The organism is Telluria sp. ZB4P37, assembly GCF_059685855.1.
In genome coordinates this window covers 201,358-214,904 of the sequence record NZ_JCASID010000007.1, presented here as the reverse complement: position 1 = coordinate 214,904, position 13,547 = coordinate 201,358, and the positions used below count along the sequence as shown (strand labels likewise).

The following is a 13,547-nucleotide window of genomic DNA, read 5'->3' as shown; positions in this document are numbered from 1 at the left end:
GCACCTGAAGATCAAAGCATTCTTCGGACGCAGTCCAAATGCCGTGCATATCCAAATTGTGACGGCCTTGATTTCATACTTGCTGGTCGCGTTGTACAAGCAGGCGCATGGCATCAAGCACACGCTATGGCATTGCCTCAGCCTGATTACTGCCACTTTGTTCGAGCCTCCCGTGATCAACACGAAGCCTGCCCGAACGCGTCCAAAACAAGCTAGAACAGCGCCCTCGAAGCGGCCGGGGGCACTCTAGTGAAGAGGTATCGAATTATCTTGGACACCAGTGCGCGCAGGCGGGAACCCAATTTAATGATATGCCACGCATATCAATCAGCACTCATCAAGTCGCCAAACGTATCACTGCCCCGCCTGACTCGCCCCCACCGGATTGACCGGCCCCATGCTCGCCTTGGTCGCAAAATACTCCGTCTCGCCGAAGCACGAAGTCGGAATCCCGCGGTGCTGTTCGTAGGTCACCTGCACGCGCTGGCCCATCGCGGCCTGCAATTGCTTGGCCACCGCCTCGTCGCGCACCGTGAAGGTGAAGCGTTCGGGAATAGCGCCCGGCATGCTCGAGAGCAGGAGCTCGCCTTCCCAGGTCTTGCACAGCCAGCCCTTTTTCGAGAACTTCTGCAGGTAGCCCGCCCGTTCGCCTTCCGAATACGACCAGCTCAGCGTGAACCAGGTGTAGAGCGCGAACAGCACCAGCACGGCGGCGATGGCGGAGAGCAGGAGGGCGGTGGCGCGTTTTGGCAGGGCGTTGGGCATGGCGGCAGTGGTCAGGAGTAAAAGTGAATGAGGGAGGCGGCAAGGGGCAGCCGCGCCCATTCTGCCACGGCTTGGCAAAATAACAAAATCCCCTGCATGTCTTCAGGACTTGCCCAGCGCGGTGCGGCGCGCTTCGTCCTCGTGCTCCTCGCGCTCGACCCGGCGCCGGTAGCGCACCGAGGACCGCAGCGACACCAGGATGAAGGCCAGCCCCGACAGCCCGGTGAACCATTCCGGGATGTGGTAGTGGACGCTGGCGAACATGATCATCGCCAGGATGCCGATCGCGTAGTGCGCGCCATGCTCCAGGAAGACGAATTCGTCCAGCGTGCCCTTGTAGACCAGGAACACGGTCATCGAGCGCACGAACATGGCGCCGATCGCCAGGCCCAGCATGATGATGACGACGTCGTTGGTGATCGCGAAGGCGCCGATCACGCCGTCGAAGGAGAAAGAGGCATCGAGCACTTCCAGGTAGAGGAAGCCGCCGATGCTGCCCTTGGCAATCATCTTGCCCACTGCCGGGTCGTTTTCCTCGCTCTCGAGCAGGCGGCTCAGCCATTGCACGGCGATGTAGATGAGCACGCCTGTGACGCCGGCGACCAGCACCGGCAGCTTGCGCGCGGGATTCATCAGCGACATGGTGCCGCAGACCGCCGACAGGGTGATCAGGATGGCCAGGCCCTCGGTGCCGTACTTGCCGACTTTTTCCTCGAGCCAGCCGAACCAGTGCAATTCTTTTTCTTCGTCGAACAGGAAGTTCAGGAACACCAGCATCAGGAAGGCGCCGCCAAAAGACGCGACCTCGGCATGCTTTTCGGTGAGGTGGCGTGAATACTCGCGCGGGCTGTCGATGGCCAACTGCCAGACTTCGACCAGGCCGAGCCCGGTGGCGGCCGAGACGATCACGAGCGGGAACAGCAGCCGCATGCCGAACACGGCCACCAGGATGCCGACGGTGAGGAACAGTTTGCGCCAGAACTCGTTCCAGCCGCGCAGGACCGAGGCGTTGACGACGGCATTGTCGAAAGAAAGCGACACTTCGAGCACGCCGAGCACGGCGGTGATCCAGAGTGCCTGCAGCAGGCCGCCGATGCCCCGGTGCTCATAGCCCCACCAGCCGGCAAGGGCCATCAGGATGACCGTGACTCCGATCGACAACCGAAAGTGCCGCATGACGTCCCCTTGCCTGTGTAGTCGTGTTGGAGGAATATTACCGTTCCAGGCTTGCGGACGGCGCAGCAATGCCGCGCTCGGAGGCAGAAGGTGTATCTACTGAGGCTTGCATCTGAGATAATTCCGGCCGGCATCAATTCACCTGGACTGAGACATGGATTTTGTTTACTTAGTTACTCCCGTGCTGACCTGGATGGTGGTCGGCCCGATCAAGTTTTTGATCACCAGCGCGCGCCAGCGCCGCTGGGCCTTCAACCTCGTGGGCAATGGCGGCTTCCCCAGCAACCATAGCTCCGTGGTTACCAGCATGGCCACCCTCATCGCGCTGCGCGAAGGGATGGGCCACCCGGCGTTCGGGGTCGCGGTGACGCTGGCGTTCATCGTGATGATCGACGCGAACAGCTTGCGCCAGCACGTCGGCCGCCAGGCGGCGGCCCTCAACAGGCTGGCGTGCGACACCGTGGGCCACGTCGTCCTGCGCGAGCGCATGGGCCACACCCTGGTCGAGATCACCGGCGGCATCGCCACCGGCATCGGGATGGGCTTCCTGATCAACGCGGTATTCGGCGCGGCCTGACGCGGCCCGGCGGACGGACAGGCGGACGTCCGCCCGTCCGCAAAAGCGCTGCATTCCAGCCACCCGGAATGCAGCTCATCGCCAAATATCGCAGTTCATCCCACGATTTCCGCGTTATGCAGAGTCGTCAATTGACGCCTGCAGGTCACTACTCGATACTGCGCGCTGGCTGTCCATATTCTAATATTTACAAGATCACTGAGTCCTTCTCTGGAGAACCACAATGCTGCGCAAATCACTACTCGTCCTTGCCATGGCCACGGCGCTCGCCGCCTGCAGCAAGGAGGCCAAGGAGCCTGCCAAACCGGGCGCTGAAACGAGCGCCACGGCCGATGGTAAAGATCCCAAGGACAAGCGTCCTTCGCAGCTGAAGGTCGCCTCGGAAGACGTGCTGACCATCCAGAGCGACACCCTGACCAGCGGCCCGGTGGTCACCGGCTCGATCCAGCCGGAACGCAAGGCCGACCTGCGCGCCGAAGTCTCGGCCGTGGTGCTGCAGGTCCTGAAAGACAACGGCGAGCCGGTCAAGCGCGGCGACGTGCTGGTGCGCCTGGACGAAACCGCCATCCGCGACAGCCTGGTATCGGCCGAAGCGACCGTGCGCTCGTCCAGCCAGGCCCTCGACCAGGCCAACCGACAGCTCGAGCGCATGAAGACCCTGCGCGCTTCCGGCATGGCTTCTGCTGTCGGCCTGGACGACGCGGAAGTGCGCCGCAACAGCGCCCAGAGCGAATTGTCGGCCGCCAAGAGCCGCGCCGCTAGCGCGCGCCAATTGCTCAACCGCACCGTGGTGCGCGCGCCTTTCGATGGCATCGTCTCCGAGCGTAAAGTCTCGGCCGGCGACACCGCCAACATCGGCAAGGAACTGGTCAAGGTGATCGATCCGAACAGCATGCGCTTCGAAGCGCGCGTCTCGGCCGACTCGATCTCGACCCTGAAAGTGGGCCAGAAGGTCAATTTCCGCGTCAACGGCTACGGCGACCAGCAGTTCGCCGGCGTCATCAAGCGCATCGACCCGGCCGCCAATGCCGTCACCCGCCAGGTCGAAGTGCTGGTCGAGTTCGCCGACAAGGCCCAGCCCCGCGTGGCCGGCCTGTACGCTGAAGGCCGCGTCGATGCCCAGAGCAGCAGCGCGTTGATGTTGCCGGAAGCGGCGCTGGTGAAAGCCGGCGACAAGGCCTACACCTGGCGCATCAAGGACAAGACCCTGAACAAGGTTCCGCTGGTGGTTGGCGCGCGCGACCCGCGTACCGGTAATGTCGAGATCAAGCAGGGCCTGGTATCCGGCGACGTCGTGCTGCGCGCCCCGACCTCGAACCTGAAGGACGGCCAGAAGGTCGAGATGCCGCCGGCACGCGTGGCCAGTGCGGCCGCCGCAGCACCAGTACAGGGGAAATAATCCATGTTCCTCTCCAATTTCAGTGTCAAGAGGCCGGTTGCCACGATCGTCCTGATCGTGGCCATGATGGCCATGGGCCTGCTCGCCCTGTCCAAACTGAAGGTCAACCAGAACCCGGACGTCGAGGTGCCGGTCGTCGTGGTCGACATCCCGTATCCGGGCGCCTCGCCCGAGACAGTCGAGCGCGAGATCACCAACCGCCTGGAAAAGCAGATGCTGGCGATCCAGGGCGTGACCGAGCTCAATTCCAACTCGTATGAAGGCGGCGTGTCGATCTGGATGGAGTTCGACTTCGACCGCAACGTCATCGAAGCCTCGGACGACGTGCGCAACGCGATCGCCGCGGTGCGCTACAAGCTGCCGATCGAGATGCGCGAACCGGTGCTGCGGCGCTGGGATCCTGCCTCCGAGCCGGTGATGCAGCTGGCGCTGTCCTCGAGCTCGCAGACCCACGCCGAGATCTCGCGCTATGCCGAAGACGTGCTGGCCGACAAGTTCCGCGCCATCGAAGGCGTCTCGACCGTGAACGTGAACGGCGCCCTGCGCCGCGAGCTGTCGGTCCTGTTGCGCGCCGAGAAGCTGCGTGAGTTCAACGTGTCGGTCTCGGAAGTGACCAACGCGCTGCGCACCCAGAATACCAACGCCCCGGTGGGCAAGCTGCGCAGCGAACTGGACGAGAAGGGCATCCGCCTGGTCGGCCGCATCGAGCGTCCGGAAGATTTCTCGCAAGTCGTGGTCAAGCGTAATGGCGACCAGATCGTGCGCCTGAACCAGGTCGCCGAGATCAAGGACGGCTTCGCCGACGTCAACAACCTGTCGATCCGCAGCGGCAAGCCGAACGTCGGCCTGCAGATTGCCCGCTCGCGCGATGCCTCGACCGTGTCCCTGGCCAAGAAAGTCCACAAGCTGGTGGAAGAAGCCAACAAGGAAATGCCTGCAGGCACCAAGCTGGACGTCGTACGCGATGGCGGCGAGGAAGCCCAAAGCAGCCTGAACAACGTGATCGAATCGCTGGTGCTGGGCGCCGTGCTGACCATCTTCGTCGTCTACGCCTTCCTGAATTCCTGGCGCTCGACCCTGATCACCGCACTGTCGTTGCCGACCTCGGTGCTGGCCGCCTTCATCGCGGTCTGGCTGTGCGGCTTCACGCTGAACTTCATGACCCTGCTGGGCCTGTCGCTGGCGATCGGCGTGCTGATCGACGATGCGATCGTGGTGCGCGAAAACATCGTGCGCCACATGGAAAAAGGTTCGGACCGCCGCACCGCCGCCCTCGAGGGCACTGCCGAGATCGGCATGGCCGTGGCTGCGACCACCTTCTCGATCATGGCCGTGTTCGTGCCGGTCGCCTTCATGCCGGGCGTCTCCGGCGAGTGGTTCCGTCCGTTCGCACTCACCGTGACCTGTTCGGTCATCGTGTCGCTGTTCATCTCGTTCACGCTCGACCCGATGCTGTCGGCTTTCTGGGGCGACCCACCTGACTACCACCACCAGCCGAAGAAGGGCATCAGCCGCGTGCTGGAACGCTTCAACGTCTGGTTCGACCACCAGGCCGACCGCTACGGCAACGTCATTGCCTGGGCACTGCATCACCGCAAGTGGATGGGTGCGATCGCTGTCGGCAGCCTGATCGGCGCGATTGTCCTGCATCACTTCTTCGGTGGATCGAGCTTCCTGCCGAAGTCGGATGGCGGCAACCTGATGGTGGAGGTGCGCACCCCGGCCTCGTCGAGCGTCGAATATGCGCGCCGCAAGCTGGAAGCGGCGGCCGAGATCGCCCGCGCCATCCCGGAAACCAAGGACACCAACAGCTCGATCAACCCGAACGGCGGCCGCGTCTACATCGACATCGGCAAGCGCAGCACCCGCAAGCGCAGCGCGACCGAGATCGGCGCCGAGCTGCGCAACAAGATCGCCCCGCTGGTCGGCGCCGAATACGTGGTCATCGACGACCTCAACGGCGGCGGCAAGCCGGTCCAGGTCGAGTTCACCGGTCCGGATTCGCGCAAGCTGATGGAGATCACCGCCGCCTTCATGGAGAAGCTGCGCCAGGTGCCGGGTGCGGTCGACGTCACCCTGTCGGAGCAGGATCCGAAGAACGAGCTGCAGATCGTGTTGGATCGCGGCCTGGCCAACGCCATGGGCATCTCGGTCAACGACGCCGCCCAGGCGCTGCGCGTGGCCTTCGCCGGCATCGAGGTGGGCGACTGGGTCGACCCGACCAGCGAGACCCGCGACGTCGCCGTGCGACTGCATCCGGAAGACCGCGTCAACACCGAGAACATCGAGCGCCTGCCGATCGCGGTGGCCGGCACCGGCATGATGGTGCCGCTCGAGCAGATCGCCACGATCACCATGGGCAAGGGCCCGGCCGGTATCCGCCACAAGGATGGCGAGCGCATGATCACCGTGTCGGCCAACGCCCAGGGCCGTTCGGCGGGCGAAGTGACCGCCGACGCGATGAAACTGGCCAGGACCTTCGACTTCCCGCCGGGCTATGGCCTGGCGCTGGGCGGCCAGGGTGAAGACCAGGCAGAGCTGTTCACCGAGATGCTGATCGCGCTCGGCGCCGGGATCGGCCTGATGTACCTGATCCTGGTGATGCAGTTCGGCTCATTCACCGCGCCGCTGGGCGTGATGCTGTCGTTGCCGCTGTCCCTGATCGGCGTGGTGCTGGCCCTGATCCTTACCAATAACACGCTCAACCTGATGAGCATGATCGGCGTCCTGATGCTGATGGGCCTGGTGGCAAAGAACGCGATCCTGCTGCTCGACGCAGCCCGTGCGCTGGAACACGAAGGCATGGACCGCGAGGAAGCGCTGATGCAGGCCGGCCGCAAACGCCTGCGTCCGATCCTGATGACCACCTTCGCCCTGATCGCCGGCATGCTGCCGGTGGCCATGGCGCTGGGCGATTCGGGCCAGTTCTACCAGCCTCTGGCGATCGCCATCATCGGCGGCACCATCACCTCGACGCTGCTGACCCTGCTGGTTGTACCGACCTTCTACGACAGCATCGAGATCGCCCGCGACCGCATGTTCGCCAAGTTCAACCGCCGTGCAGCGCGCTATAACGTGATCGTTGCGTTCTTCATGACCTTCATTGAGGCCATCCTGACCCTGGTGTTCGTGCGCCTGATCTACCGTTCGATCATGCGCCTGGTGCGCCGCGCTACCGGCCGCGGCCGCGGCAAGGCACAGCCGGCCTGACCGAAGGGGGAAGGGCGGCCCGCGGGCCGCCTGCTTTCCAGCTACCGCCTGACGGCCAGCCTTGCGCTGGCCGTTTTTTTTCGGCCGCCGAAAACAAAAAAGCCAGCCTTGCCGGGCTGGCGATCGAACATGCGAAGGCGAGGGACGACCCCGGCCTTCCGGCAGGAACGGGACCCGCGTCGCGGACCCCGTTCCTGGTCTTGCAGCCGGACGCTTACTGGCGGGTGGTGCCGGTCGGCGGCGGCGTGGTGGACGAGCCGGTGCCGGTGGTGCCGGTCGTGCCCGAAGTGCCCGAAGTGCCGGTCGCGCCCGTGCCGGTGGCGCCGGTGCCGGTGGCGCCGGTGCCGGTCGGTGGCGGGGCCATCGACGGATCGGTGGTGGTGCCGGTTGGGGGCGTGGTGGCCGGATCGGTCATGGTGCCGGTGGTGCCGGTCGCGCCGGTGCCGGTTGCGCCAGTGCCGGTATCACCCGTGGTGCCGGTGGTGCCCGAGGTGCTGCTTGGGGCGGTCGCCGACGTGTCAGTGGTGGTGGTGGTGTCGGTTGCCGGCTCGTTCTTTCGGCATGCGCCCAGCAGGGAGGCCAACACGGCAGCAGTCAGCAGGATTTTTGGTGCTTGAGTCAGTGCTTTCATTGTTTAACTCCTCGTTCACGTCTATCTTGTGCCGCGGGCTCCGGTCAGCCGTGGAGTCCCGGCAGCGCCAGGTCAGGTCCTCCGAGGGGCGGTTGAACCCAGCAGTGGACCCATCAGGGAACCGACGCAATACGCGGCCCCATCAGCGCACGAACCCGGCTGTGATACAAGACTGGCGGTGAGCCTGCCAGTTCGCCGGATCGCACACCTCGTACTCGTTTCCGCGGTGCTGCTGCGGAGTGCTCGAAGAGCAGGTGCTACACGCCCACTCCCCAACCCACCGGTTGTGGCCGGATGGTTTCGTCGCCGCCGGCACCTTTGCCGGCGACCTGTTCCAGCAACGCGGGGACTTCCTGAGAAATTTCCCGCGCCAGATACCCGAGTGTGCCCATGCGCTGCGCCAGGCATTCGCTGGCCCGCGCATGCAGGGCCACGCCCCAGCAGGCGGCCTGGTCAAGCGGCGAACCGCGCGCCGCCAGGCCTGCGATGATCCCGGCCAGCACATCACCGGAACCGGAAATCGCCAGGCCGACATTGCCGCCTTCATGCTGGTACAACGTTCCATCCGGCGTTGCGATGACAGTGCGCGCACCTTTTAATGCGACCACCGCATTCCAGGCCTGCGCGGCCTCGAGCGCCTTCGGGTCTGGTTCGGCGTTGATGTCGTCTTTTGCGATACCGGTCAGGTGCGCCATCTCGCCCGCATGGGGCGTGACGATCACCGGGCGTGCGAAGCGCCAGGGGCTGCCTTCCGGCCAGCCCGCAGGCGGGTGCAGCAGCGCGTCCATGGCGCAGGCATCGAGTACCACGGCAACGCGCGAATCCAACAGGCGCGGCAGCAGCGCATGCACCAGCTCGGCCGTGGCCGCTTCGTCCTGCATGCCGGGGCCGATCAGCACGGCATCGACGTGGTCGGCCAGCGGGTCGAGGCTGGCAATGGCGTCGATGCAGAAACCTGCGCTGGCATGCTCGGGCAGGCCGATGACGCGCGCCTCGGGCATGGCCAGGGCCACCAGCTGGGCCACGCTCTGGCCGGTGGCGATGGTGAGCTTGCCGGCGCCGGCCCGCAGCGCGGCGGTGGCGGCCAGGATGATGGCGCCCGGCATTTCGCAGGAGCCGCCGAGCACCAGCACATGCCCGCGGATTTCCTTGTCGCCCTCTTCGGACGGCATCGGCACCGGCCAGCTGCGCAGCAGGGCTGTGTCGACGTCCAGGACGCCAGTAGTACGGACGGTCGCGCCGGCGCGCGGATCGATGAGTGTGTCCATGGAAGTGGGCCTTATGCCTTCGGGGCGGCTGGCAGGTCCTTGCTGGCGGTAACCGGGGTGCCGGTCGCTTCGAGCGGCGCCACGAAATTCACGAGGCGCAGGGCAGGGTGGCCGCACTTGCCGAGGTCGGGGTCGAACTGATAGGAGGTCACCGAGCAGTTCGGCACGTCGCCGGCGCGGTCGAAATCGAGGATGGTCTTTTCGCTGAGGCGCTCGAACAGGTAGCGGAAGCAATTGACCGTGACCTGGTGCGCGACGATCAGGACGCGTTCCTTGCAGTATTCGCGGTTGAGCGTGTCGACCACGCTGCGCAGGCGCAGGATGACGTCGCACCAGCTCTCGCCGCCGGGCGGGCGGAAATAGAACTTGCCGACGTGCTGGCGCTGCTCGTAGAGCTCGGGATAATGGTGGGCGATGCCGTAGGTGGTGAGCCGGTCGAGGATGCCGAATTCTTTTTCACGCAGGCGCTCGTCGGATTCGATCACCAGCTTGTTGCGGTCGAGCCGCTGCATCATGATGTTGGCGGTCTCGGCGGCGCGCACGTAAGGGGAGTGCAGCACGACGGTCGGCTGCTGCTCGGGCGGCAGCGAGGCGAACCAGGAACCGAGGGCCTGCGACTGGCGCTCGCCGAGCTCGGACAGGGGCACGTCGACGTCGCGGTCGGCAATGTCGATACGGTGTCCGGCGGCTGCTTCCGCCAGGTCGCGCGCCACGTTGCCCGCACTCTGGCCATGCCTGACCAGCCAGATTTCCTGGGGCCACTTCTGTTCCATTAACAGTCCATCGATGATGTTGACATGGCGTCATCATAGACGGATTCTACGGGCGCAAAGCGCACGATTGCAGCCTTTCCAGAGTGGCTCGCGGCTGCGTCGGAGGGCGCTTACAAGCTTGCTTTCAAGCGATTAAACAGCCTGTGTTTCGCTGTCCAGGTTGTTTTCCGCGTCGCTATGAAACACGCGCAAGTCAGTCTGGCCGAGCACCCGGCTGGTGACCGTGCCGGCCGCGATCGAGCCGCTCACGTTCAGGGCGGTGCGGCCCATGTCGATCAGCGGCTCCACCGAGATCAACAGGCCCGCCAGCGCCACCGGCAAGTCCATCGCCGACAGCACGATCAGCGCTGCAAAGGTCGCGCCGCCGCCGACGCCGGCCACGCCAATCGACCCGAAGGCGACGATCGCCAGCAGGGGCAGCAGGAAGGAAGCCGTCATCGGGTCGATGCCGACGGTGGGGGCGATCATCACCGCCAGCATGGCCGGGTAGATGCCGGCGCAGCCGTTCTGGCCGATGGTCGCGCCGAACGAGGCCGCGAAATTGGCGATGCCTTCTGGCGTGCCCAGGCGGGCGGTCTGGGTCGCCACGCTCATCGGGATCGAGCCGGCGCTGGTGCGCGAGCTGAAGGCAAAAGCCAGTACCGGGAAGATCTTCTGCACATAGCGCAGCGGGTTCAGGCCGCTGCCTGCAACGAGCAGCAGGTGCACGCAGAACATCAACGCCAGAGCGCAGTAAGAGGCGACCACGAAGTTCGCCAGGCTGAGGATGTCTTGCAGGCTGGAGCCGGCCACCACCTTGGCCATCAGCGCGAATACCCCGAACGGGGTCAGGCGCAGCACCAGGGTCACCATGCGCATCACGATCACGTGCGCCATGTGCACGAAATCGCTGAACGACTGGAACACTTCCGGCTTCTTGCCTGCGATCCCCGTGGCGGAGATGCCGATGAAGATCGCGAACACCACCACCGCGATGGTCGAGGTCTTGCGCGCACCGGTCATGTCGAGGAAGGGGTTGGCGGGGATGAAGGACAAAATCATGCTTGGGAGCGAAATATCCTTCGCCGCGGCCAGGTTGCCCTGCAGGTATTCGCCGCGTGCCAGCTCGGCGCTGGAGGCGGTCAGGCCGACCGCGCTCAGGCCGAACAGCTTGGCCATCAGGATGCCGATCGCGGCCGCCACGATGGTGGTGGCGATCAGGATGCCGATCGTCAGCGTGCTGATGGTGCCGAGCGAGGACGCATTGCGCAGCTTCAGGATGGCCTGCACGATCGACACCATGATCAGGGGGATGACGATCATCTGCAGCAGCTTCACATAGCCGCTGCCGATCACGTCCAGCCAGGCATTGGTGGCCGCGATCTCGGGCGAGGTCACCCCGTAGATCGCCTGCAGCGCCGCGCCGGACACCACGCCCAGGCCCAGGCCCGTGAACACGCGCGTGGTGAACGAGGCATGCCTTGCCTGCATGCGGTAGAGCAGGGCGCAGAGCGCCAGCGCCACTGCCAGGTTGAGCAGAAGAGGGAAGTTCATTCGGAGCCTTTGTGTGAAGCACTCGCGCACAGTTAGTGCGCTGTGGAAATCTATCAGGGCATTTTATAGGCAAACCGACATTGCCGCCTACGAGGGCGTGCCCGGCTGTGGGAAGGCGGGCACGTCTGATCTTGTGGAGATGTCTAGCCAGGACGGCTACAGGCGGTGCTCTCTTGGCAACGTTCCGTGGCGCGGCTGCGACAGAGCCGCATCATTGCTACCAAGGCGCTCGTCAATATGCGTTGCGCATGAGAATCTATTTCTAGATTTTAAGATGTCACCACATCGTCTTTTGCCACCCTTTTCGAGCGCACCATGTTCAATAACCTGACCATCAAGTCACGCCTTATCTTCGTCATCAGCTTTCTCGCAGCCGAGCTTGTCATTGGAGCCTTGATCGGCATCTATAACCTTGGCAAGGCCAACGACGAGCTGAAGAACCTCTACGACAACCGCCTGGTGGCCCTCGGGCAGCTCAGCCGCGTGATGCAACTGATCACGACCAATCAGCTGCTGGTCGCGAAAGCCGTCGGCATGAGCGACAACGCCCAGCGCAGCGCCTTCATGCAGGAAGTCGACACCAATATCGCTGCCGCCTCCACCACCTGGAAGGCCTACGAACAGACCGAGCTGACCACCGAGGAAGCCGCTCTGGTCGGCAAGTTCGTCGAGGCCCGCAAAGCCTTCCTCGCGCAAGGCCTGGTGCCGGCGGTGGCGGCCTTGCGCGCCAACGACAGCGCCCTGGCGGGCGAGCTGGTGGCGGGCGAGATGTCGCGCCGCTTCCAGCCGGTCGGCGCCCTCGGCGGCGAACTGATCGCGCTGCAGCAGAACGTGGCGAAAGCAGATTATGAGCGTTCGCTGGCGGCCTATGAAACCGTGCGCCTGGTCTGCCTGGCCGGCCTCGCGTTCGGCTTGTTGATGGCCGCCGTGGTCGGCTGGATGCTGGTGCGCGCCATCGTGCGCCCGATCGAGGCCGCAGTGAAGATCGCCGGCGCCGTCGCCGCCGGCGACCTGACCCAGGATATCCAGGTCACCTCGAACGACGAAACCGGCCGCCTGCTGCAGGCGCTGAAGGACATGAACGGCTCGCTGGTAGACATCGTCACCCGCGTGCGCGGCGGCACAGACACCATCGCCACCGCATCGGGCCAGATTGCCGCCGGCAACCTCGACCTGTCGTCGCGTACCGAACAGCAGGCCAGCTCGCTGGAAGAGACCGCCTCGTCGATGGAAGAGCTGACCTCGACCGTCAAGCAGAATGCCGACAATGCGCGCCAGGCCAATGTGCTGGCGGCGTCCGCGCAACAGGTGGCGGGCAAGGGCGGCGCGGTGGTCGAGCAGGTGGTGCGCACCATGGGCGAGATCAATACCTCGGCCACGCGCATCGTGGACATCATCGCCGTCATCGACGGCATCGCGTTCCAGACCAATATCCTGGCGCTCAATGCGGCAGTGGAAGCCGCACGCGCGGGCGAGCAGGGCCGCGGCTTTGCCGTGGTCGCGAGCGAGGTGCGCAACCTGGCGCACCGCAGCGCGTCGGCAGCCAAGGAAATCAAGGTCTTGATCGACGATTCGGTCCAGAAGGTAAACCACGGCTCGGAGCTGGTAGACCAGGCCGGCGCCACGATGGCCGAGATCGTCGAGAGCGTGGGCCGCGTCACCGACATCATGGCGGAGATCACCGCTGCCAGCCAGGAGCAGACCGCGGGCATCGAACAGATCAACGACGCCGTGACCCAGATGGACCAGGTGACCCAGCAGAACGCAGCGCTGGTCGAAGAGGCCTCGGCCGCGGCGCAGTCGCTGCAGGATGAAGCGGCCCAGCTGGCCATGACAGTGGGTGCGTTCAGGCTCGATACGCAGGCAGCGCCTGCCGTTCAGGCGGTCCGTGCCAGGCCGCCGGCCCAGCGCGCCGCGATCACTATGACGCGGGCAGTGCAGAAGCCGGCGGCTCCGGCCAAAGCCCCAGCCGCGCCGAAAACGGCGGGCAAGGGCGCGCCATCGCCCGCGGCCCAGGCAACGGAGGGCTGGGAAGAGTTCTGACGATGACACGCGCAGCCGTCGCATTTCGCGACGGCGGGCTTTGCGCAAGGGGAGTGTGCAGCTTGGTGGATATGCGTGGCGGATAAGGCAGGTCGACCGATCGCCACGACTTCGGGAAGAAAACCGCATCGCGCAGCTTGCCGCCTCAGGATGGCCAGGCTAACCGGCCTGG

10 protein-coding genes and 1 pseudogene are annotated in these 13,547 nt (G+C 64.9%); 5 read left to right on the top strand and 6 right to left on the bottom strand.

Annotated elements, in window-relative coordinates:
* Positions 1–250, top strand: a pseudogene (locus AC56K1_RS13935) (hypothetical protein); the annotation flags it as partial.
* Positions 251–354: 104 nt separating this feature from the next.
* Here the strand turns inward: AC56K1_RS13935 and AC56K1_RS13930 are convergent.
* Together AC56K1_RS13930 and AC56K1_RS13925 are read right to left on the bottom strand one after the other, a co-directional pair.
* Entirely contained in the window at positions 355–765 is a 411-nt protein-coding gene (locus tag AC56K1_RS13930; protein WP_497158425.1) for a DUF8785 domain-containing protein, read from the bottom strand.
* A gap of 102 nt (positions 766–867) precedes the next feature.
* Positions 868–1,941 (bottom strand): DUF475 domain-containing protein, encoded by a 1,074-nt coding sequence (locus tag AC56K1_RS13925; RefSeq protein ID WP_497158424.1) that lies wholly within the window; start codon positions 1,939–1,941, stop codon positions 868–870.
* 154 nt (positions 1,942–2,095) lie between these two features.
* On the opposite strand from AC56K1_RS13925, the gene AC56K1_RS13920 reads away from it, so the two are divergent.
* From AC56K1_RS13920 to AC56K1_RS13910, 3 genes are all read left to right on the top strand, one after another.
* Positions 2,096–2,518 carry a divergent PAP2 family protein gene (locus tag AC56K1_RS13920; protein WP_497158423.1) on the top strand — a complete coding sequence of 141 codons (423 nt, stop codon included), beginning with the start codon at positions 2,096–2,098 and terminating at the stop codon, positions 2,516–2,518.
* A 223-nt stretch (positions 2,519–2,741) separates the two neighbouring features.
* Positions 2,742–3,917: an efflux RND transporter periplasmic adaptor subunit gene (locus AC56K1_RS13915; protein WP_497158422.1), complete on the top strand. Its 1,176-nt coding sequence runs from the start codon at positions 2,742–2,744 to the stop codon at positions 3,915–3,917.
* 3 nt (positions 3,918–3,920) lie between these two features.
* Positions 3,921–7,127: an efflux RND transporter permease subunit gene (locus tag AC56K1_RS13910; protein WP_497158421.1), complete on the top strand. Its 3,207-nt coding sequence runs from the start codon at positions 3,921–3,923 to the stop codon at positions 7,125–7,127.
* Between the two features lie 214 nt (positions 7,128–7,341).
* Here the strand turns inward: AC56K1_RS13910 and AC56K1_RS13905 are convergent, their stop codons facing one another.
* The 4 genes from AC56K1_RS13905 to AC56K1_RS13890 all read right to left on the bottom strand — a co-directional run bounded on the left by AC56K1_RS13905 (position 7,342) and on the right by AC56K1_RS13890 (position 11,332).
* Positions 7,342–7,758 (bottom strand): hypothetical protein, encoded by a 417-nt coding sequence (locus tag AC56K1_RS13905; protein ID WP_497158420.1) that lies wholly within the window; start codon positions 7,756–7,758, stop codon positions 7,342–7,344.
* Positions 7,759–8,015: 257 nt separating this feature from the next.
* Positions 8,016–9,026, bottom strand: a complete 1,011-nt coding sequence (locus AC56K1_RS13900; protein WP_497158419.1) for an NAD(P)H-hydrate dehydratase — start codon at positions 9,024–9,026, stop codon at positions 8,016–8,018.
* 11 nt (positions 9,027–9,037) lie between these two features.
* Positions 9,038–9,799: a histidine phosphatase family protein gene (locus AC56K1_RS13895; protein WP_497158418.1), complete on the bottom strand. Its 762-nt coding sequence runs from the start codon at positions 9,797–9,799 to the stop codon at positions 9,038–9,040.
* A gap of 132 nt (positions 9,800–9,931) precedes the next feature.
* Positions 9,932–11,332 carry an L-cystine transporter gene (locus tag AC56K1_RS13890; RefSeq protein ID WP_497158417.1) on the bottom strand — a complete coding sequence of 467 codons (1,401 nt, stop codon included), beginning with the start codon at positions 11,330–11,332 and terminating at the stop codon, positions 9,932–9,934.
* 315 nt (positions 11,333–11,647) lie between these two features.
* Here AC56K1_RS13890 and AC56K1_RS13885 point away from each other — a divergent pair, with 315 nt between their 5' ends.
* Positions 11,648–13,375 (top strand): methyl-accepting chemotaxis protein, encoded by a 1,728-nt coding sequence (locus AC56K1_RS13885; RefSeq protein ID WP_497158416.1) that lies wholly within the window; start codon positions 11,648–11,650, stop codon positions 13,373–13,375.
* Positions 13,376–13,547 lie beyond the last annotated feature (172 nt).